Genomic DNA, 20,425 nt, shown 5'->3' on the forward strand with positions numbered 1-20,425 from the left:
GCCGAGGGGCATGGCACCAGGGCGAGCACGGGAAGAGTCACACCCCGTGCCGTTCTCAGCCAATCGTGGGTGGCCCTTGACCTGTTCCCGGGGGTTTCCTATCCACCTTCTTTGCAGCTTCTATGAGCTTCTCCCCCAGCCAGATGAACCCCTTAAGAATCACGGTGACGATTATCCGCTTCTTCGACATGCCCCATGATGTGCGCAGCTATCGCTCAAGGGAATGCCCGGGAAGGCTCCGGCTGATCGACCATGGTTAACCGGGGTGTAGCAGCGACCACGAACCAACCGGTAAACCTGTATTCCTGTAAGCGGTAGAGCTGTAGAGCTGTAGATACAGCTCTACAGCTTCACTAGCCCCACCAAGACCGGTACCGATTCACCCCGCCACCTCGCCTAGTCGCGTAAACAGTTCCGCACCTAGCCATGTAGCGACTAAGTTTGAGTTCAATCCATCAGCCGCAAGCTCTGACGTTGGAATGAGGCCCGATTCTAAACTGCCAGGGTTAATGCCAGGGCTCATAATAAGGCCATTACGGATGAGGTCCTGCACTAATGGCAAAACAGCATCTTCCAGCCCGAGAGTATTTGCGGCATCCCGAACATTGACTGGCCCTAATGGCTTCCAGTAGGTTATCCCGTTTTGTAAGGTAGATCCATGCAGGAATAGATTAAGCAGACGCACATGCGGCCTCTCGATGGACGCAAGAATTCTTATCCAAATACTCTCGGAGTCGATTAGTGCATCATCTGCCACTAGCGCACCCAAGGAATCGCCAAGCGACTTTAATTTCTCTTTCAAGCGGGTCCTGCGGGCCGCTTCCAACGCTTCCGTGGCGAGAAGGATAAAGCTGTCATCTTTAAGTAGTCTTTCAACAACTTCCGCGGGCGGGAGGTTTGATTTATTAGCCGCGTGCCCAATCAGCTCACCCGTTCGCTCTTTATCTAATTTGCCTAGCTTTTCGCCCCATTCCTGCAATGCGGCGCCAGCCATCGCAACTACTATTGCCGCCGGTGGAATTGCGGCGCTGAGGGTGGCAGCCGCTCCCGCTATCGCGACTTTACCTACAACCCCTGTCCCGTACTGAGGTGGAAGATCCTCAATTTCGGGTCCCCCTGTGTGCGATTCGTCGGTTCCATCTCCGGCGTTCATGAGCACTCCTCCGCTGAGCTAACCCCATCTGACCTGTTTATCACCCGCACGCCTCCAGGACACCCTCGGCACCAGGGCACGAGCAACAGGGCGCGGCCGAGGGGCACGAACCGACGATCCGGCCCGGAAACCTGTATTCCTGTATTCCTGTATTCCTGTACCTCGGTAGATACAGCTCTATCGATTCACCAGCCCCACCACCACGGGCTACGCGTATTCGCGTAGCTTATTTTCGATCCATTGATCCACTTTAGAAGAACGAACCTCGGGGTACCTTTCATACATGTATTGCATAAACTCCAACATGCCTGCTTCCTGATCATTTCCGCGGAAGTCCAGCGTTGGACGTTCGATAAGATCCTCTAAGTCAGCTTTGGAAAGTTCTTCAGCGATAACTTGTAACCTCATCAACATGATATTGCTGTAGTCGTAACTGTGAGTGAACTCAGCTTCCGCAAGCCACTTTTCTTTTAATACCCGGCGTACGGAGGATGATCTAAGATCATCCGGGAGAGTAATACTGTCTAGCCAGCGCCCACTTTCAAATACTCGATAAAAGGCAGTAGCTGACAGACTGCGTCGCTTAGCGCGGATAAGATCCTCGATCTCGGCGATCACTTCATCACTCACGTAGCGTGTAATTAGATCATAAGCAAGACTAGCGAGCGAGATGTAATGTAGCGCGAGATTTGGCTCAAGCGGTGAGGCTGGCGCGTGCGCTTTTTCGTTCCGCAGGAACTGAATTGCCATATTTAAAAACTTTACTCCCTCATAGAAATCTTTTTCTACGGGGCTCCGTGGAGCATGACCAAATATTTTTTCCTGATTTGACGGTGCGAACGCGTCGCTTGCCCTTTCGCTGCCCGTTTTCTCTCGGAGCTGCTCCCGGACAAGCTTATACGACTCCTCTACCGCGTGGAAGTAGTCTCCGTTAATCAGGTACTGATCGATGTGGTTGTAGATATCTTCGTGAATCTCAATATTGATTTTATTAGCAGCCACCGTCGCCTCGGTAGTGAAGCTAGCATTCACGCTGTCCCCTAGCGGTGTCATCACATCTTCAGGGCGTGGATCGCTCAGGCTTTGTGCGATGTCGTGCATTCGTCTAATCTGCTCGTCGGTAATCTCGCCTTCCAGTGCGCCCGCGTCTTTCTTCGCACTCAGGTATTCCGCGAGTGCATGCAGCGAACCAGCGACATCGGTGTCGGACCCGCTTCTCCAAAGAGCGCGCACGCGATTTGCTTTGGAATCGCCAAATCCTGGATAGCTTTCCGCGTCATAAATATCTACGTTAAGATCGCGGAAGAAGTTTGCGAATGAAGAATTTGAGAAGTCAAGAACATACCCTGATGTCATATTGAGAACGGACTCGAGGAACGTCTTATTAGCTATACTGAGGCCGCTCATTTGTTTGTTATTTCCCCTTGATGGTGCGAATGCCTGACTTGCTAGGGTTTTTTCCCTTTGCAGCCTTGCTCACTATCTTGCTTGTGACAGCTCTAGCTCGCCTTCGCTTCATCAGCGCTCTTTTAGCTTCATCCTTCTGGATTCTTTGGCTGAGCGAACTTGATGCTGCACTCTTAGCCTTCGCGCTGCGTGGCTGGCCCAGAGCGGTAGCGGCAGCCTCTAGCTTCGTTGTCCTGGCTGACTTTGCCCGCGCTAGGGCGGGCTTAGGCGATCTGCCCGTTGCGCTGACTTTCCGATGTGCCGCTACTGCCGGCCGATAGTGAGGCGTTGCTTTCGGAGTCGACTTCCTTACCTGCACTTCGGCGATTTGCTTACCAGCGTTAGGGATTACGCGCACCTCCAGGGGACCGAATTGCCCGTATGACTTCTTCTTGTTCTGAGTTATTTCGTGTTTGAGCTGGCGCGCGGCTCCGGCATCTTCGATGCCGTAGAGGGCGACAACCACCCACCGGCCCATAGGGGATTTCCTGAGGTATTCCAATACCCCTTTCCCCGTGGCCTGGCGCTTGCCGACGATGATTCCCAGCGCGGCGGAAGTGCGTAAGTCCTCGCGTGGCTGGCTCCGCCGCCGCTGCACGTACAAACCGCCCGCGCCGCGCTCATCGATCCGTTGCACACCGGCAATTAGGTCAGGGACCTCATCGGGCGCTACTTCGGTGTATACGCCTTCTTGCTCAAAGTAGAAATCCGTCTCCAGTTCAGGGGACCGATGCCAAAGCTCCGTATTGGGCAGGTAGGAATACAGCTCATCCCCGTCCCTAGCCATGACGCCGTACGCGCTCGACCCTTCGGCCTGCGTCTTGTAGAACTTCATGGCGTCCTCCTGTTCTCAGTATGTGTTGCTGGCCGCAGTAAAGCTATCGGCGGGGATATGGCTTTTTCCTGACGGGCAGGCCGTCAATTTCGTCTAACGTGTCGATCCCCTCGGGCATGGGAACTTGGGCCTGCCGCGCCCTCATCCTGGCGTCAGCGGCAAGCCTTTCCGACCCTGGAGCATTGAGATCACGGGAGATCTCGTAGTCCAGGTGGGTATCTGTTTTCGCAGCCAATGACAGCTCGGAGTGCACCTGCACCTCTGTCTGTGGCCCGCCCGGCGGCTTACCGATGATGTGAATACCTTTGTACGGATTTCCTGACACGTAGGTGCTTTCAATCTCGGAGATTTCCCATCCGTGCCCCCTGAGCTGGCGGACCGTCATGCGGGCCGCATCGGGGATGGTGTCATGGTCGGTCACCGCGACCGTGTAGCGCAGCGTGTCCCCCAGTCCGGCTACCACGCTTTCGGCTGAGACCTCCCTGCCCTGGCCAAAGGCGGTCGCTTGCTTCGTGGTGATCTTGCGCGCCAATGAGGCCGGCGACTTCATGCGAAATTCCAGGTCCGCCGCTCGGCCTCCCACATCGGCGGCGAGCGCTCGAATGTCGCTGGTGGCTTTCGGCTCGATGTCGCGCACGGTGGTGATGGCTTTGACGGTCGCGCAGGCCACCTCGGGGCCGCTGTCGTCCCATAGGGCGGCTACGTCGGTTGTGGCCGCCCATTCAATCGGCGGCACACCCTCGGGGGCCGGTGGTGCCAACTCGGCAGCGGTGAGGGCTCTCAGCGCCCGGCTATCGGGGCAACGTCTTCCACCTTCATCCTGTGACCGGCACACCTTGCAAATCTAGCGCAAGCAAGGCGCGGGACTGCTCATACTTCGCCGCCAGTCTGGCTTGCGTCCGTGCGTCTAGTTTCCTGACGCGCTCGGGGTTTGTGTTGTCATCGATGTCAGCGGCCTTCACGATCCGGGCCAGCTCGTCGGAGCGCACCCGCGCGAAGTAGTCATCGATGCTCTCACCCTTGCGTTTGGTCATGGCCTCGACGCCGGCGATTACTGCCTCGGGGAATCCCTGGGTGCGGAGCTGGTCAATCGTGACGCCGGTGTCTTCTACTGCGTCATGCAGCCATCCGACCGCCGTTGCTTGCTCGGCTAGGTGTGCCGGTGCGGTCTGGCTTGCTGTTCTGGCTACCCGCTCGGGGTGCCCGATGTAGGGCACGCCCGCCTTATCGGTCTGGCCCTCGTGTGCGGCCCTGGCTACCTGCTCGGCCTGTGCAATGAGCTTGCTCATCGTGTCCTCCCCTGGGCCCGTTGTGGCCCGTTACCTTCCATTGTGCTGCCCTGGCGCGGGCTACGTCCCCTCATACGCTTTCCTGACGCAACTAGCTGTAGTCGAGCGAGCCGGCTTAAGCGGTATATCTGTATACCTGTATAGCTGTATAGCTGTAAATATGACACTACAGGTATACAGGAATACCAACCAAAACAATTCACCCGTACAAGGCCCAGGTAGGCCGGGCAGGTTGGCCCTTGGTTGGGGACAAGACAGACTGCTCGGCCGGGCATAGTGCTGTGTGAGCGTCGGCCTAGTCGTCTCGGCTGGTATATGACGATCAGCGCCGAGCCTTCCGGCACGCGCACGGTAAGGGCTGCTCTAGCGCGTTATAGACCACCCGGCTTGATTTAGGACCACCTGCGACTAGCCGGATCGTTGTGACGGTTTGATTGAGGACCACCGCCAGTCTTGTTCCATCTGATGGGACGAGCTCGTGGAGGTTCGGATGAGATTGCGTACGGAATTGTTCGCCAGCATTCAAAGAGATGCCGGGTTGAGGGTGCATTGATCCGCGAGTCGGCCAAGCGTTATCAAATCGGCAGAGATACTCAGAAGGTGTTAGTCCGGATTGCCGAGAGCGTGCCGCAAAAGCATCTCAAGGATCTCGATGTCGTTAAGGGGATGTTCGCCGGGGAGTATGTCCTCTGCTATCGCCTTGATGGGCTCGATCGGGAACCAGGGAGGAATCTCGCGGTAGGTACGGTTTAATCCGGTCAGGCTCCATGTCCGGGAGTCAAGGCGTTCTGCCCAACCTGCGCAGAAGACGACAAGGGTCTTCAGCAATTCAGGAGCAGTCTTTACTACGTCGGCCAAACGGTCATGCACTTCCATAACTGAGGTCAGGCGGGTGAAAGTCCACATCATTGACTGGCCGTTGACATCGTTGCCTACCCAAGAGGCCGTGCTTGACCAGTCTGTGTCCGACCACAAGCGACGCAGGCCTTCACGGGCTGCAATGGCAGGAGCGTTTTGCCCATCACTACGACGAATATTCTCCTGTAGTAGCGCGACCGCGGCGCAGATCGGAAGCCGCTGTCGATCCTGTTCCACAAGTTCCAGTTGCTCATCTTCGGTGGCGTTACCCGCCACCGCAACAGCGAGAGCAGCGGTAGTATCCAGTCCGATCGCAAGGAAGTGCGCGGTCGGTGGGATCGCTGCCGCTTCACGGGTCGCCTCAGCGACGCGTTCGCGGAGTTCGGGGTCATACGGACGATGATTGACTCGATGAAACGGTCGCGCTTGGTTGAGAAGTTCGCGGTGAACCGCGAGGGGGTCCACATCCTCGGGCTCGCTCATGATCTGGGGAGACTTCGGTACTTCTACCTGTTCGCCTCGTGAAGCACGAACTAAATCGCCAACTGACCGCTCCATGTCCGCCAGTGCCGTGTTAAATTCAACGTCCTGGTCCGGGTTGAAGCCTCCAGTCCAGGACGAAGCCGCGTCAACTACCCCGATAATCGCTCGATCCAGAGCATCACACCAAGGTCCCACTGGAGTCCGTGTCACGCGTACCGCTGCAAGTTCAATTCGAGCTGCTTCCGCCGCCGGTTCAATTTCATTGCGTGCTGCCATCAGGGTGGATCGAATGCCTTCTCGAACTGGCTGGACTTCCATCTCCGAGGGCTCCACGTACACGGGGTCGCCGTTGTCATCCCACATGTTGAAGGATCGCCGCGTCTGTTCTCTTAGCTGTTGCCAATGTTGGGCCCAGGCCCGAGTGGCACCGCGAGTGCGCTCTGCGGTGAGACGAAGAGCCTCGACGCGTCGAACTAATTCAATCGTGGACGGTGCGTGGAGGGCATTAAACGACTCGGACGCCACGAGCGCTTCGGTCGCCTCATCGTCGTTGATCGGCCAGTTGCGTTGGATCCGGTCGTACTCTGCCATCTGCGCTGCTTTCCACTCCCGAAGCAGCTCGGCCGGGAACAAGTCGGGGGTCTCGTCGATTTCGTAGGAGTGCTCGATGCACAGCAGGATGAGATTGCTGAGTGCCCGGTTCTCCTGTGCGGGCATCTGAAGCCACCGTGGTCCGCCGCTCCGTCGTGCGTGGATGTGGGCCACTCGGCTGTTCAACACTCGGTCGCCCGTCTCGTCCGAAAGCTTGTATAGCGGGCGACTGCACTCTGGGTGAGCGCAGCGAAACGCAGACCCGTACAACTGACGGACCGTAGAGGGTGTTGGTAATGGGTATGCGGCGTTCATCATCGCTTTCCAGTCTTTTGTCTGCATCATTCGCTCGTGACGATTTTGCACCAAGGGTCCTCAGCCCGACGCAGGCAACGGAGTTCTAGAATCCTCCTTGGTCGTTAACGCAGCGTTGAGACCTTCCGTGCAATTAGGTCTCAGGATCTTCAGGTACAGCAGGATGTCCGCGACTCGTTCAGGAAAACGCTCGATGACGTCAGAACACTGTGTCGGGTGAGGGGCGGCCTAGTCGTTTCGGTCGGCGCGTATGACGATCAGCGCCGAACCCTCTCCGGCACTCGCTCGGCAAGAGCCTTTCTAGTGCCCTCATAGCCGTTCCCGCTAGCGGGCTCATCGGGGACAGGGGGCTGAACCAGGTTGTGCTATCGCCGTGCCATGGCGCCGGACGTGAACCATTGAACGAGTGTTGCAGCAGTCATGACTGCTACTTCCGCCGCTTCCTTGGTGATAGCCACCTCCGGCGTGGGACTTCCGCCATGGCGGTCCGCTTGCCCAGCCCAAAGCATCTTCATCATGGACAGAACAGTGGAGGCGGTTGTCGCGTGCTCATCTTCTCGTTGCAGCGGCAGCGACCATCCTCCTGTGTTCCTGATCTGTGAGTTGATCTTGCCGAGTGTGGCGGCGGTGTCATTTGGACTAACCACTGGGACTGCAGCGTCCTCAACGGATTTAACGGCGAGTGCGTAGGCTCGCGATGGGTCAGGATCGATACCGAATGCGGCTTCCCAAGCTTCGGCCAGTCGCTGTCCGGCGCGTCCACCAGATGCAATGGTGTGATCAACCACTGACTGCACTGCTTCGGGTACCCGTCGGACCAGTCCAGTGGAGCCGGCTCGCTTTCCGACTTTCCACGCGGACCCCGACTCTTCCAGGATTATCTCCAGCGCATCGCCAATGTAGCTGCCTTTCTGTAGCGATAGTAGGTAGTCAGCGAGCCGAAGTTCTGCCCCGGCAGCTTCAGCTGCCTTGCGGATCAAAGCCATACCAGTGGAGGGGTCTGCGCCTCGGTATGGGATTGCGATGCGACATCGCCGTTCGACTTGTCTAACGAGCTCAGCCTTCAGGAAGTAGTCATATTCCATCGAGTACTCAGCGCGTTGCGCATGAGTGAACCGATCCCACATCCAACCCCAAAACGACTCGGACATCCAGTCCGGTACACCATCGTGCAGTGCGTTATAAGTGGTGGAGCTGGCACCTTCGAAACCGAGTGGTAGCCATCCTTCAAAAGTCATAGGTTCCAGTGTGGCAGCGCATGGCGACACACATCGTGAGCGAGCAGACCTACAAGACACTCCTGCCCTAATTGAAGTCATATCGCCACTAAAGTTCACGCCGAGGCCCGCCCGCGTTTCCCCCGCCCGGGCGGGCCTCCCTTCCGACACTCTCCGCCCCCGGCGCCCATCACACTCGCAAGCCAGGCGACCACGATCGCCGCGGCTCCTACTGACGTTCACGGACGTTGGTTAGCTCATCGCTACCGCCGATAACCTGACTACGGGCCCAGCAGCGGGCACCGAGCCCCGACTTCACCGCCGACGAAGGACACCCCATGACGAACACCGCCCCCGCCTACGAAAACGTCCCGGTCGAGATCGACATCGCCCTCACGATCGAGGAAGCCGCCCAACGTGCAGGGATGACCGTGCCCTACTTCCGCACCCTCATGGGCAAGCTCAACGGAACCGAGGACGATCTACGCACTCCCGTCCAGCCCGGAGTCCGCGCCAGGAAGTACGACATCAACAAAGTGGATGCCTGGAAAGCCGCCGGAACACCAATCCGCAAGGAAGCGATCCGCGTCCCTCAGGCCAAGCCAGGAGCCCGCCAGATCGAAGCGACCGCCACACGCCAGGGCACCCGCTGGATCGTAGACTTACCCGAGATTGGCCAAGGCACCCAGACCGAGAACCTACGCAACGCCGAACGCATGGCCCACACACTCGCCGTAACCAAGCTCGGAGTCGCACTTGATGAGGTTGCAATCAACCTCACCTACACGCTCCCCGAGACAGCAAGTACCAAGTGGCAGCAGTCTAAGGACCGCGAGCGCGAAGCCAAAGACATCGCTGCCCAAGCCGCACGCCTCAAAGCCGAAACGGTTCACGACCTCAGAGATCAGGGCTACACGTTCCAAGACATCGGGGAAATGCTCAGTATGAGCCCGCAGCGGGCACAGCAGCTCTCCCAGGAGAACCTCTAAGCGCCTCTCAGCTCCCTGGACGGGCACCTTGCCTGGGACCCCCCAGGCCCTCCAGCGGGCTAACGCCGCCGTTCGGCTCGACGTCAGTCGGTGACTTCGAAATGCGCAGTGCATCCGGCCGCCACGTAGGTGGACACCGCGCCGACGTTGGAGCTCTGCAGACTGCGGCGCTTGATGAGCCCATCTCGTGAAGCGCTGCCGCGGCTGTACGCGTCATCATTGTGCCGTACCCGCGACCGCGGTGGTCCTGATGCATATCCATTGGCTCGATGAGACCGGGGCGCCTAGTGCCAGCGGACCATACCGCGGCGACGGCGACTGCATCGCTGCCGTCGTGGAGCGACAGGATGCGCACGGAGCCGAAGAATGGTCCCTCAGCGGCTGCCTGCCATCCGCACACCAAGCTGTGAACGCTCCTCCGGTATGAATGTTCCTGTTCCCGCCTGGTGCCCAATGGGTCTGGGACCTTTCACCGCCATGTCAGTCCATTGACCAGTCATCGTCACCGAACCCAAGTGTCCTGAGGTTTTCCCGGATTGCGGTGCGTTCGTCTGCAGTGAGTTTATCCATTTGGCTTGACTCGACATCGATGGTGACCTTGACGTTGACTCCGGAGCTGACGAAGTGGGCGATGATTTCCTCATATATTTGGGACACATCGCGGACCACTCGGGCTGAGGTGAGTTCCTTCGTGGCGTGGAAGCGGGTAACCGGCTTGATGGTCGGTCCCGTTGTACCATCGCCACCGGGGAATGTTGACGAACCTGTCCCAGTGCCAGTGGTTGCCCCCGCGTTGGTTCCCGTACTTGTTGCCGTCCCTCCACCAGACGAAGCCGCTGCCGCAGCAGCAGCTTCGGCAGCGGCAGTGTCGGCATCGATCTGGGCTCGGGATATGCGCGGGTCAACTATCAGACCGCTCGGTCGCACGTCGGCGGGGCGCTTCATCGTCAGGCCGACGTAGCGGTCATCCTCGTAGGCATCGGCATAGGCAAAGCCATCAAGTTCGATATGGAGGACCTCACCGAGTTGCCACACGCAGTCCATGACAACCTTCGGATCAACCACCTTAGGCATATAGACGTACTGGCTGAAGAAGCCCGCCATAGTGTCAACGGGCACGTGGTGTTTATCCTGCCAAAGACGGAGGTTATTGATCTGCATTCGAAGAAGATGCGGCGCAAAACGCTCCACAATAAATTCTCCGGCCCGCGCCTTCTTAGTGACGCGCTCAGCGAGAGTCCCGTCGCCGTTCATGAGGATCGCTTCGAGCTCAATGTCACTCTGCCCGGCTTCCTGGTGTGGAACGAGAATCCAGCGGTACGCCTCCTTAATTGAGTCTTTAACGGTTTGTTTGGCTTGCTCAACGCGGCTCGTGGCGAGTTTGATGTTGTGCTGATCGAGATTTAGGGCGTCCTTAGTATCGAGGATATTTTCCCACGCCATTCGATTGCGCACTGCATTCAGCATCACATCAACACGGTCTAACTCTGGGGCGAGGAAGACTAGGCTGTTTTTATGAATGCGGGCGTTAGTGCCGCGCTTATTCAGGAACTCGCGTGCGTCGGTTTCTGCGTTCGAATTGGCCTTCTTAGAAAAGGCCCGGTCGGGGCCAAAGATAACAAGGCCGATACTGGAATCATCCTCCACATCTATGGACCCGGCGGGGAAACGGTGGACGCGGCGAAAAAGGCCTTTGTCGGTCTCCTGTCGGACGACGGTGGTGAGTTCGTCAAAAACTTGATCGTCGTGGTAGCTGTCAGCTCGTTCCTGAACGATTTGGGAGACGGTCTGCTGCAGGCTGAGCCAGTACCGGTCCTGGTCTCGGTTCATGTACTTGCCAAGATCTCCCAGTCGCCGGACAGCGTCAGCCACGTACGAAGGGTTGTCTCCCGGGTAGGTGGCCCCAAGGACAACGCGCTTCTGTTCGATACCGCGGATCGTTGAAGCCGACCCGTCGCGTTCGCGTCGGTTTGCCATGGGGGCGGTGCCAAGGAACACCACCCTCGCTGCCCGCTTGGCTGCCATCGATCGACCGAGAATCTTAATCTCGTTGTCGATGGTCGAGGCGGCCGAAAAATCTCCTGCGATGTCGGCATCCACGATCGGTTTCCATGTGTCGTCAAGGTGGTTGGTGATCTCTTCAAAGACCTTTTGGTTGTCCATAGGAATGGATGCGGGAAGAATCATTGGTGACTGGTCACCACTGGTCCACAACGCGTGTACAACAGTTGCCATGAGCCGCAGGACGCCGCGTGTGCGCTGGAACCGTTCAAGAGTGGACCAATCCTGGTAGAGCCGGTCAAACAACTCCGGATGAATTGGATACGCGGCTTTCATAGTGGACCGGTAGCCAGGCCGCATAACTTCGTTGGGAAGATCCATGGAATACTTCTGGTAGTGCTCTAGGAACTTGCCGACAACGAGGTCACGTGAGGCTGTTTCGGTACTGCTAAACGGTTTGAAGATGCGTCGCCGAACAATCTCGAAGGACTCCTCTACAGAGGCGGGCTGCCACGCCGTTTCCAGCCGGTGGATGACGGACCGCAGGTGACGAAGCGCTTCAAGTCCAGCGGTGCCACCGATTTCGTGCTCGTTCTCGACCGACGCATCGGAAGCATGCATGTCGCGGACTACGTCAGAGGCAGGCAGTGATACGACCAAAAGCGCGGTGGGCACTGCCTTGGTTGCTTCGGTCAGTGACTGCACGAACGTCATGTGGGCGTCAAAGGTGCCTGCCGGAACAGAATCGCTACGAGACCAAAGTTGACGCAAGTAAGCGACCCACTCATCAATGAGGATTATGCAGGGACCAAACTTCTCGAACAGGGCCACTAGGTCGGTGGTAGGTGGTGGCGCGGACCTGGCGTCGTAGCGGGAGACCATAGCGAAACCTTCGGGTCCGCCCAACTGCCAAGCAAGTTCACCCCACATTGTGTTTACGACTGTGCCGTCTGGTTTGGTGGAACCGAGTACTGACAGGTCGTTGCCTACCAGGACCGCCCGGTTGACTTCAGTAGGCAGATTTTTGATACCGAGGTTGTCGAGAACCTCCCGCATACCCGGCAACTTATCGGCCGGGACACCCGACGCGGAGTGATAAACAGCCAGAAGTGAGTGAGTCTTACCTCCACCGAAGGTGGTCATTAGGTCGATGACTGGCTCACCACCAACACCACTGAGACGCTGCATGGCCTGTTCGAGCAGGTAGCGCAAGCCACGGGTCAGATAGGTCCTACCGAAGAACTCTGACGGGTCGCCGTACTCGGGTCCGGCGACACCTTGGTGAACTTGACGCAAGTCCGCTGCAAACTGAGCCAACTGAAAAGATCCGCGAGCAACATCATCGTGTGGTTCGACTACATCACGCCATGAGGGCAGTCCGGTCGAGTCGACCTGTACTGATAGCGACTTCTCCTTAGCGCGCTGGAGACGCTTCTGGTCCTCCTCGAACATCATGCGACGGAAGTCACGACGCATCTCATCGGTTGTGTCAGCTTGCTCTACAGCACCGATGGATCGGAGAAGGTGTTCCCCGTCCATGAGAACGCGTTCGGCACGTTCAGATGAGATTGGCTTGCCGTGCGCCCATTCTTTGCGGGCATCCCATAGAGCCGACACCGCACGCTTATCCTCGAACACGAGCCCGTGTTCCTTGAAGACTGCGTGCCACTGCTTGTCGAAGACCCAAAACAAGTACGCAGGGTCGGTCGCATTTGGCGTGGTATCACGTGTAGTCTGACCGGCAGTACGCACCACTTCAACTGCCCAGGCGTCGCCGTACTTTGCTTCTAGCAGCCCAATCATCCATGGGCCGAGGCCTTCTGCTACCAAATCAAGGACGCGTCCGACACGTTCCTTATTCGTCAACGCCATATCAGAAAAGCCCCTCAGTCATTGTCGCGCCGTCAGTACTCAACTTGATCAGTTCGGCCCACGAGTTGATGAGCGCGTTATACCGCTCCTGATCACCCGTTCGACCCTTCTTTGCCGCGATATCGTGCAAACGATAGACCAACGCCATCGCAGAATCACGCAGATTCCCGAGGACGGCCATCAATCGCGCCGCCTCCAACTCGCCGCCACGGTCGATTAACCGGTGAGCGAGATGATGCACAGCCTCCCATGCAGTAGGACGTATATCGGCAGAAGGAATCCAAGTGTGGTCCAGATCTCCTTCGCCAACGAGTTGCACCTTGTTTCCCCGACTGGTTACAACTTGAGCGCGAGCAACATCATCGACGCTAATTCCGAGCGTCCGCGCCGACTTATTTGCGTCGTCGAAGGAAGCAGCCTGCCAACCGTTCGTTTCCCACCATCGAACCGCGAAACGCGACGCTGGGTCGAGATCCCCTTCCTGCTCATCCAAAATTTCCGCCAGTGCAGCATTGATAAGTCCGAGAGCCTGCCTAACCTGCACACGTTGTCCAGACTGGTCAAGCACCGCTCGGTATCGTGAATAGATTTTCATACCGGGCCCTAGCGCAGCCTGATATAGATCGACAGGAAGGATAGAAGACGCCTGCAGATCCCGCACTGCCGGACCCAACTCACGACGGAGAGCACGATTGAACTCTGACAACGACGTAGACGTCGCGGTGAGAGATCGAGAACGACAGACCATCACGATGTAGGACGCGACTGCGTTAGTCCCGGCGGAGATCATGCGGTTAACCGTGGTGCCGTGAACAGGCCACGTACCCGTAATTTCGAGATCGGCGTCGATCATAGCTGTCAGAATTGAAGACCAGCGCGCTTCTTCCTCTCCCCCAGCCTTCTGCTCCTTTGACGCGTAGACGACGAGCATGGGCAAGTCGTCCGCCATCGACTTTTTAAGGTTTCGGAACGTCTCCGTGAACCCCTCGATGAAGTAATTACGTGCCGCGGCCTTATCGTTTCCGTGGTGCGTTGGTATAGCAGTGAGCTCCCCCGCCTTTGGGGTTGCCAGAGTGCTGTAAAGGTCAGGATGAACCTTCCTAAGCGCTCGACGGTGCCAAACATAAAAGAAATCCGAAAGATCCGCGTATCCAATTGCATCGAAGTAGGGAGGATCCGTTGCTACAAGGCCACCTTTATTCGGAAGAGATGCGGTACGCGCATCCGACCGGACCGTAGTGCCCTCCCCACTTGAAATAAACGGAATCGATCTCACCAAGTTGGCGACAATCGCTTCCCATGAGCCGATCGAGGTGCCGAGCGCATATGTTTCAACGAAGTCCCACATCATGGGCATATCAGCGCGACCGAACGCTGCCTTCGCCGCGCTCGGTCCGTTGCGAGTGAAAAGAAAGGTTTGCGTCGAACCGTATTGTGCGAGTTTTCCGACTGCTAGACCCAGAAGTGTCGTAACAGCGTCAGCCCAATCGTTTGATCCTCCATCCTCAAGGATTCGAGAATGTATCTCCGAGACGAGGTCGGCGAAGGTACAAAGCACCAGACGTTGCCGGTCTGTGTACTGGGACTCCTGCGTTGCAAAGCCGAATCGTGGCCCAGAAAACCATCGCGGAATGTCCGGCAGCATGATTTCAGGGAAGTCGTCGACACGTTCCACCGACAGTGCTGATTCAATCTCCACCTGTGATGGTGCGCGTGTAACTCTAAGACCGTTGTGGGCAGCGATGACGGCGATCAATCGCAATCCCAACGCCCCCGCGATTCCCTGATCGATCACTTGTCGTTCATCGATCACTGCCCCGCATCCAAGACACGCAAACGACGCACCCCTGCCGACCTTTGGAGGTTCAGGCGCAGACCCAGAACGCTGCCCTGTTACAACGTCAAGATAAACTCGTCCGTCTTGGACACGCGGCTCTACCCAAGCCAAATCTCCCTGTTTCTTGGACAACCACCAAGACGTCGTAAGTACTGTTTCGATGCCGCACACGGGGTTCGAACACGTCGCAGTCCGCCCCCATATCCACGCTACTGGTGTCTCACCAGGCGCCAGGGGAAAGGCATCTGCCAACTTTTCGGCGGCTAATTCCTTAACTATTGCGGCATAGTGCAGGGTGTCAGTGATCAACCCTTGATAACCGAGTGAGTCCTCTGGCAAAACATCAAAAAGTGCACGGACACGCATATCCTGGGTATCGATTGCTGGGTCGACTCGTGGCCTAATGGGCCGATGTCCGTAAACCTTAGGGAGGGTCTCCGTAATAGTGCGAGTGATCAGGAGCGGTATGGGGTTTAGGTCGGATCCGTGAGTGGGGAGCCCCAGTCGTTGGCCCTCGACAAGTGTCGACCCTCCCCCGCAGAATGGGTCGAACACAATTGGGACACCAGTAGGAAACTGATGCTTGAGTAGTGCCTTCGCTTCAACCAGCGTGTCAGGGTCCGGCAAACTAGCCCCATTTGCAACCAGTCTCTTGATTACGTCGAGCAGATAAACGCGCTGATTATCATCCTCAGGGTCGTCTATCAATGCCGAGAAGAGCAATGCTCGCCATGCCGGGAGGGGCATCGGCGCAAACCACTTGTGCAGGTTACGAATAGTTCCAGTCTTGACGGCCTTATCCGCCTTTGCTGCTTTGCTAATTTCTTCCAGCGGTAGCGCAACTTCAATCAACTTCCGCTTGCGGCTAGCCTCAGTCACTTCTGATCCATCTCCTTGGCTTCATTCCAAAACGGGTCCCAGTCAAACTCAACTCGGGCAGCTCGGGGGTCAATGGGTTGGTTTATCGGCTGGCGCAGGTAGCGAACGGTGGTGCTGTCGTCCGACAGGACTCGGACGAGCGCGAGGACGCTGCGTTGCCCTTTGTTGAGCGCAGTTACTGCTTCTTGGCGGGTGAGGACGAAGGTCTCACCGCCCTCAAAGCGGCCCTTGACTTCGATGAAATCGAGTCCGGCTGGGGTCTCAGATTCAATGTCGTAGCCGGGGTTGTTGTGCGGCATTTCAGTTGTGTTGTGCTTGTGGGCTCTCTCAACTCGCAGTACGGCGTCAACTGCGAGTCGTTCAATGCGCGTTGTCTCTTTGGCGCGGTGGACTGCGGCCTCGGGGTTCACCTGGGCGTCGAGCCAACCCTGGGTGATGACGAGGCATGCACCGGTCATGCGTGGAGGGCGAGCTGAAATGTCGCGTTCTTTTTCCAGTTCCTTGAGGCGTCGTTCAAGGCGGCGCGCAAGGGCTTCGGTGCGTTGTTCGATTTGTGCTGCAGGGAGACGAGTTTTCTTTCCGGCACGTTCTTGTTCACGAAGTTCGAAAGCACGCTGGTCCCAGTAGTTGATTTCTTTGGTGAGCCTGTCACGGACGAGTCGTTCGGTCTTGGCGACGCGCTCTTGTGTGCTTGCGGTGACGGCTGTGGCGTGATTTCGGGCAACGGTTGCTGAGGCATGCTTGATCACGCGCGCGTCGAGGTCTGCGGCTTGGCACCACGGTGCTTGGAGGACTTTCTGTGCGGCTTGCTTTTCGTCATCTGTGGCGGCGTCGAGGTTGGGGATGGGGCTCTGGGTAAGTGCGGTGATGGTCCCGTCAGTGTTGACCCGCACATACTGGGCTCGTCTGGAGACGACGAAGGGCTGGCCATCTCGGCCTGTGCGTTCGTCGGTGACGTCATGTTCGAGGAGACTAACGACGTAGGGGTCAATGGCGAAATCGGCGCGGTCGATGAGGATGGTTCCGCGGCGGAGTGCGTCGTGGTGGCGGTCAGTGACGACGCCCATGGTGGCGGACATGAGCGGGTGTCCGGGGTGGACCAAGGTGGCGAGGTGGTTATTGCCGGGCGCACGCACATACTTTGGATCGAAGGTGACGCGGTGGTAGGCGTTTACTATGGGTGCACCATAACCGGTGATGCGGTCGTGTTCCTTCACTTCGCTCGGAACTGACCGGATTTCGTAGCGATGGCTCTCGCGCATTCGAAGGTTCCCGCCGAGATCTTTGAATGCCTTGTGGAAGAACGCTTCAACGTGATGCGGTTGGAGCCGCGCTGCCTCGGCGCGTTCCATCTGCTTGCGGACCTCATTGACTTCGGATTCGTCGAGGTGTGAGGGCACCAACTGGTTTTCCTCGAGGATCTCGGCGATACCTTCGCCGATTTTGGCGTCAACGACTTCAGTAAGATACCGCTGGCGCTCAGGCTTGTCGCCTTCTCGAATGGCCTCGATCATGAGGTCTCGGAGGCTGTTACCCTCAAACATTTTGCCAAGCACGTCGTACACGCGCCCGCCGAGAGCTGCGCGCTGTTCGTCCAACTTCTCCAGCAATCGTGTATAGACGTCGCCTTCGCGGGTCTCTTTGGCGACAAGTGACCACATGTGGCAGACGTTTGGCTGGCCGATGCGGTGAACGCGTCCGAACCGTTGCTCGATGCGGTTGGGGTTCCAGGGCAGATCGTAATTGATAAGTAGGTGCGCATTCTTGTGCAAGTTAATGCCTTCGCCGGCTGCATCGGTAGCGACCAAGAAAACACACTTCGCGTCCTGCTCGAACGTCTCCTTGGCCTTTTTGCGGTCCTCTCGCTTAGTGCCGCCATGAATGGTGATGACAGAGTTTGGATCGCCTGTCTTTTCAGTAAGGCGGATGACCAGGTCGTCGAGGGTGTCCTTGTGTTCGGTGAAGATAATGACCTTTCGACGCGCTCCTGTGGAATCACGCATTTCGAGATTGTCATCGAGAGTGTCGCGTAGTGAGTTCCACTTGGCGTATGTAGGGCTGGTCTTAACTGCAAGGGACCTGTCTAGGAGCTGCTCGAGGACCTCAATCTCGATGATCAGTTCCTCAGGGGTGCGTGATGCGGTTGCAGCGGCAATCGCCTTGTCTTCAAATGCTTCACGTTCGGCGTCCGTGAGTTCTTCGAGGTCTTCTTCGTCCTCTGGAACGTAGAGGTCAGTGTCCTTTTTCGACGCGAGGGCCACCAACCTGGATTCTGCTAGTTCGGTCTCTAGGCGCTTTTTGCGTCGTTCTAGTGAGCGGTGGATAGCCGCAGGTGAGGAGGCCAGCCGCCGTTGAAGCGTGGTTAGAGCGAACCCGACCGCGACCTTCCTACTCTTGTCGCCGTCGGAGGCATCGTTACGGTTCATCTCTTCCCGCACGTACTCGGTGACAGCCCTGTACAGGTCCTTCTCGGGGCCAGTCAGTTCGTACCGAACGGTGTAGGCGAACCGTTCGGGAAACAGCCGGGTTCCGTCGAAGGTGAGGAGTTCTTCCTTTACGAGGCGGCGCATCATGTCTGACACGTCAACCTTGCGGGTTCCTTCGCGGGCGACCCCCTCGAAGCGGTCGGAGTCAAGCAGGGCCATGAACAACTGGAACTGTTCTTCCTTCCCGGAGTGAGGGGTTGCAGTCATTAGGAGCAAGTTGCGAGTGTGCTTTCCGAGTTGCTCGGCCATTTGGTACCTCTTGGTTTTTTTCACTTCCCCACCCCACACGGAAGCGGACATCTTGTGCGCCTCATCGATGATGATGAGATCCCAGTCGACCGTGCACGCTTTATCGAGGACGCTCTCGCTGTCGCGAGCCAGCATGTCGAGACGCGCCAGCCAAAGCCCGCCACGATTGAACGGGTTTGCTTCGCCGAGAATCTTGTCGCGGGTAAGCATCTCAACCTCGATCGCAAACTTTTCGCGCAGTTCCTCATCCCACTGGTCAACGAGACCTCCGGGCGAGACGACCAAAACATTGGCTGCGTCGCCGCGAAGGAGCAGTTCCTTGATGAGAAGCCCAGCCATCACGGTCTTGCCAGCACCTGGGTCATCCGCCAGCACGTAACGCAGCGGTTGGCGAGGAAGCATCTCTCCGTATACAGCACGCAACTGGTGTGGCAAGGGTTCGACGTTGGACGTGCCGAGTGCAGCTAATGGGTCAAACAGGTGAGCGAGTCTCATCCGACGGGCCTCCGCCGCAAGGAGAAATGCCTCCGGAGATGCGTCGAAGGCGAACGCGCTGCCAGGCTCGACGGCTTTGAGGTGAACCAACATGTCCGCGAAAACAATCTTCTCGGCAAGTGCACCCGCTTCGGTGCGGTAAGCAACCGAAGCGGAGTCATCCGTGAGACGGTCGACCGAGATAATCCTTACTGAACTGGCGCCCGCCAACCCACTGATCGTTGCGCCAACCTTAAGCACAGCGAAGAGCCCACTCTCTACTGAGTCACTCAAACGTTTCTCCTGTCGCCTGAACGTAGCAATTCCTCTGTTTACCGTAACCGTCTGAGCCGACAGGCTGCTTCTCACCAGCTGTGCACAAGACATCGGTGAGTACAGGACCGACCTCTAAGGTGTACGCCGCGTACTTAGGGGAGCTTCCCAGGAAAAACTCGACCAACTCCTCTAAACAGCACAGCAGCTACGTGGTGCGCGATAGAGTCGAGGGCTGGGGCTTATTGATTCAAACCGAACATCTCTGGAGTAGAACATGGCGCAGCGCGTACAAATTGACCTGATTGATGACCTCAACGGCGAAGTTGCGCAAGAGACGGTGCGCTTCGGCGTTGACGGCACGGAGTACGAAATTGATCTGACGAAGGAGAACGCTGAAAAGCTGCGGTCTGTGCTGTCGCAGTACGTTGATGTGGCCCGTAAGGCGTCTACTGGTCGCAAGGGTCAGGGTGGGCAGCGTGGGACCTCTACAAGCCGCACAAAGCGCGACGAGGTACAAAAGATTCGTCAGTGGGCGCAGGACAACGGGCATAACCCAAGCTCCCGGGGGCGAGTCTCGCAGACGATTGTGGACGCTTACAACGAGGCCAACAAGTAGCTCTCCCCTGTCAGGACGAATGTAGTCGGTTATGAGTCAAGCACTCGACATCCTTTTCGCCGATCTGCCATCACGGCTCAGTGTTGAGCAACTCACTGAGGTTCTTGGGCTGTCCGATAAGACGGTGACGTACCGGTGGCTACGCGATGGAAGAGTGCCGGCCATCCGTCTCGGCGGCACGTGGATAATCTTCCGCGATGACATCAAAGAGCACCTCGAGAAGAGCTACAACACCAAGCCCGGGTTTGTCAGCACCCCTCCCCCACTCACGGAGGAGGAACAAAACTCCCCGACGGAGCCCGAGGACGAAGGTTCTGACGAAGTTGCTGACGAGGACCAGGGAGCTGCATTTGAGCCTGTGGGTGAGGGCGACCGGCAGCCGGCGGGAAGTACTGATAGTAGACGTGAGGAACTCCAACGCATCCGCGGATGGGCGAAGGACAATGGCTATGAGGTCAGTTTCCGCGGTCGGATCTCGCACTCGATCGTCAACGCCTACAAAGAGGCACAGCAGTAGAGCCAGACGAGGTTCCGATCTCTGTTCTGGTCTCAGCTAGTA

General features: G+C 57.5%; 13 protein-coding genes. 3 read left to right on the forward strand and 10 right to left on the reverse strand.

The window, feature by feature from the left end:
- Positions 1–379: 379 nt before the first annotated feature.
- From IWX65_RS13215 to IWX65_RS13245, 7 genes are all read right to left on the reverse strand, one after another.
- Complete coding sequence (locus IWX65_RS13215) at positions 380–1,153, reverse strand: hypothetical protein (protein WP_196883519.1); 774 nt, start codon at positions 1,151–1,153, stop codon at positions 380–382.
- Between the two features lie 207 nt (positions 1,154–1,360).
- Entirely contained in the window at positions 1,361–2,560 is a 1,200-nt protein-coding gene (locus tag IWX65_RS13220; RefSeq protein ID WP_196883521.1) for a TIGR02391 family protein, read from the reverse strand.
- A 7-nt stretch (positions 2,561–2,567) separates the two neighbouring features.
- Positions 2,568–3,434 carry a hypothetical protein gene (locus tag IWX65_RS13225; protein WP_196883523.1) on the reverse strand — a complete coding sequence of 289 codons (867 nt, stop codon included), beginning with the start codon at positions 3,432–3,434 and terminating at the stop codon, positions 2,568–2,570.
- A gap of 43 nt (positions 3,435–3,477) precedes the next feature.
- Entirely contained in the window at positions 3,478–4,170 is a 693-nt protein-coding gene (locus IWX65_RS13230; RefSeq protein ID WP_196883525.1) for a hypothetical protein, read from the reverse strand.
- Between the two features lie 79 nt (positions 4,171–4,249).
- Positions 4,250–4,723: a phosphohydrolase gene (locus IWX65_RS13235; protein WP_196883527.1), complete on the reverse strand. Its 474-nt coding sequence runs from the start codon at positions 4,721–4,723 to the stop codon at positions 4,250–4,252.
- A 603-nt stretch (positions 4,724–5,326) separates the two neighbouring features.
- A complete protein-coding gene (locus IWX65_RS13240) occupies positions 5,327–6,781 on the reverse strand; it encodes a hypothetical protein (RefSeq protein ID WP_196883528.1) in 1,455 nt (484 codons plus the stop codon).
- 554 nt (positions 6,782–7,335) lie between these two features.
- Positions 7,336–8,208 carry a hypothetical protein gene (locus IWX65_RS13245; protein WP_196883529.1) on the reverse strand — a complete coding sequence of 291 codons (873 nt, stop codon included), beginning with the start codon at positions 8,206–8,208 and terminating at the stop codon, positions 7,336–7,338.
- 317 nt (positions 8,209–8,525) lie between these two features.
- Here IWX65_RS13245 and IWX65_RS13250 point away from each other — a divergent pair, with 317 nt between their 5' ends.
- Positions 8,526–9,176 (forward strand): hypothetical protein, encoded by a 651-nt coding sequence (locus IWX65_RS13250; RefSeq protein WP_196883530.1) that lies wholly within the window; start codon positions 8,526–8,528, stop codon positions 9,174–9,176.
- Positions 9,177–9,656: 480 nt separating this feature from the next.
- Here the strand turns inward: IWX65_RS13250 and IWX65_RS13255 are convergent, their stop codons facing one another.
- From IWX65_RS13255 to IWX65_RS13265, 3 genes are read right to left on the reverse strand one after another with little or no spacing between them, the layout of a single operon-like run.
- Positions 9,657–13,049 carry a DUF499 domain-containing protein gene (locus IWX65_RS13255; RefSeq protein WP_196883531.1) on the reverse strand — a complete coding sequence of 1,131 codons (3,393 nt, stop codon included), beginning with the start codon at positions 13,047–13,049 and terminating at the stop codon, positions 9,657–9,659.
- A gap of 1 nt (position 13,050) precedes the next feature.
- A complete protein-coding gene (locus IWX65_RS13260) occupies positions 13,051–15,765 on the reverse strand; it encodes a DUF1156 domain-containing protein (RefSeq protein WP_196883532.1) in 2,715 nt (904 codons plus the stop codon).
- Positions 15,762–19,268 carry a helicase-related protein gene (locus tag IWX65_RS13265; protein ID WP_196883533.1) on the reverse strand — a complete coding sequence of 1,169 codons (3,507 nt, stop codon included), beginning with the start codon at positions 19,266–19,268 and terminating at the stop codon, positions 15,762–15,764. Before IWX65_RS13265 ends, IWX65_RS13260 begins: the two co-directional genes overlap by 4 nt.
- A 256-nt stretch (positions 19,269–19,524) precedes the next feature.
- Here IWX65_RS13265 and IWX65_RS13270 point away from each other — a divergent pair, with 256 nt between their 5' ends.
- Positions 19,525–19,866 carry a histone-like nucleoid-structuring protein Lsr2 gene (locus IWX65_RS13270; RefSeq protein WP_196883534.1) on the forward strand — a complete coding sequence of 114 codons (342 nt, stop codon included), beginning with the start codon at positions 19,525–19,527 and terminating at the stop codon, positions 19,864–19,866.
- Between the two features lie 31 nt (positions 19,867–19,897).
- Positions 19,898–20,383 (forward strand): Lsr2 family DNA-binding protein, encoded by a 486-nt coding sequence (locus IWX65_RS13275; RefSeq protein ID WP_196883536.1) that lies wholly within the window; start codon positions 19,898–19,900, stop codon positions 20,381–20,383.
- The last annotated feature ends 42 nt before the right edge of the window (positions 20,384–20,425 follow it).

The sequence above is a fragment of the Arthrobacter sp. CAN_A214 genome (assembly GCF_015751955.1).
GTDB lineage: Bacteria > Actinomycetota > Actinomycetes > Actinomycetales > Micrococcaceae > Arthrobacter_D.

What these genes read in the sequence shown, in the direction of transcription:
- IWX65_RS13275 (WP_196883536.1), top strand. Translation starts at nt 19,898, where the DNA reads ATGAGTCAAGCACTCGACATCCTTTTCGCCGATCTGCCATCACGGCTC.
- IWX65_RS13245 (WP_196883529.1), bottom strand. Translation starts at nt 8,208, where the DNA reads ATGACTTTTGAAGGATGGCTACCACTCGGTTTCGAAGGTGCCAGCTCC.
- IWX65_RS13250 (WP_196883530.1), top strand. Translation starts at nt 8,526, where the DNA reads ATGACGAACACCGCCCCCGCCTACGAAAACGTCCCGGTCGAGATCGAC.
- IWX65_RS13215 (WP_196883519.1), bottom strand. Translation starts at nt 1,153, where the DNA reads ATGAACGCCGGAGATGGAACCGACGAATCGCACACAGGGGGACCCGAA.
- IWX65_RS13270 (WP_196883534.1), top strand. Translation starts at nt 19,525, where the DNA reads ATGGCGCAGCGCGTACAAATTGACCTGATTGATGACCTCAACGGCGAA.
- IWX65_RS13240 (WP_196883528.1), bottom strand. Translation starts at nt 6,781, where the DNA reads ATGCCCGCACAGGAGAACCGGGCACTCAGCAATCTCATCCTGCTGTGC.
- IWX65_RS13225 (WP_196883523.1), bottom strand. Translation starts at nt 3,434, where the DNA reads ATGAAGTTCTACAAGACGCAGGCCGAAGGGTCGAGCGCGTACGGCGTC.
- IWX65_RS13220 (WP_196883521.1), bottom strand. Translation starts at nt 2,560, where the DNA reads ATGAGCGGCCTCAGTATAGCTAATAAGACGTTCCTCGAGTCCGTTCTC.
- IWX65_RS13255 (WP_196883531.1), bottom strand. Translation starts at nt 13,049, where the DNA reads ATGGCGTTGACGAATAAGGAACGTGTCGGACGCGTCCTTGATTTGGTA.
- IWX65_RS13235 (WP_196883527.1), bottom strand. Translation starts at nt 4,723, where the DNA reads ATGAGCAAGCTCATTGCACAGGCCGAGCAGGTAGCCAGGGCCGCACAC.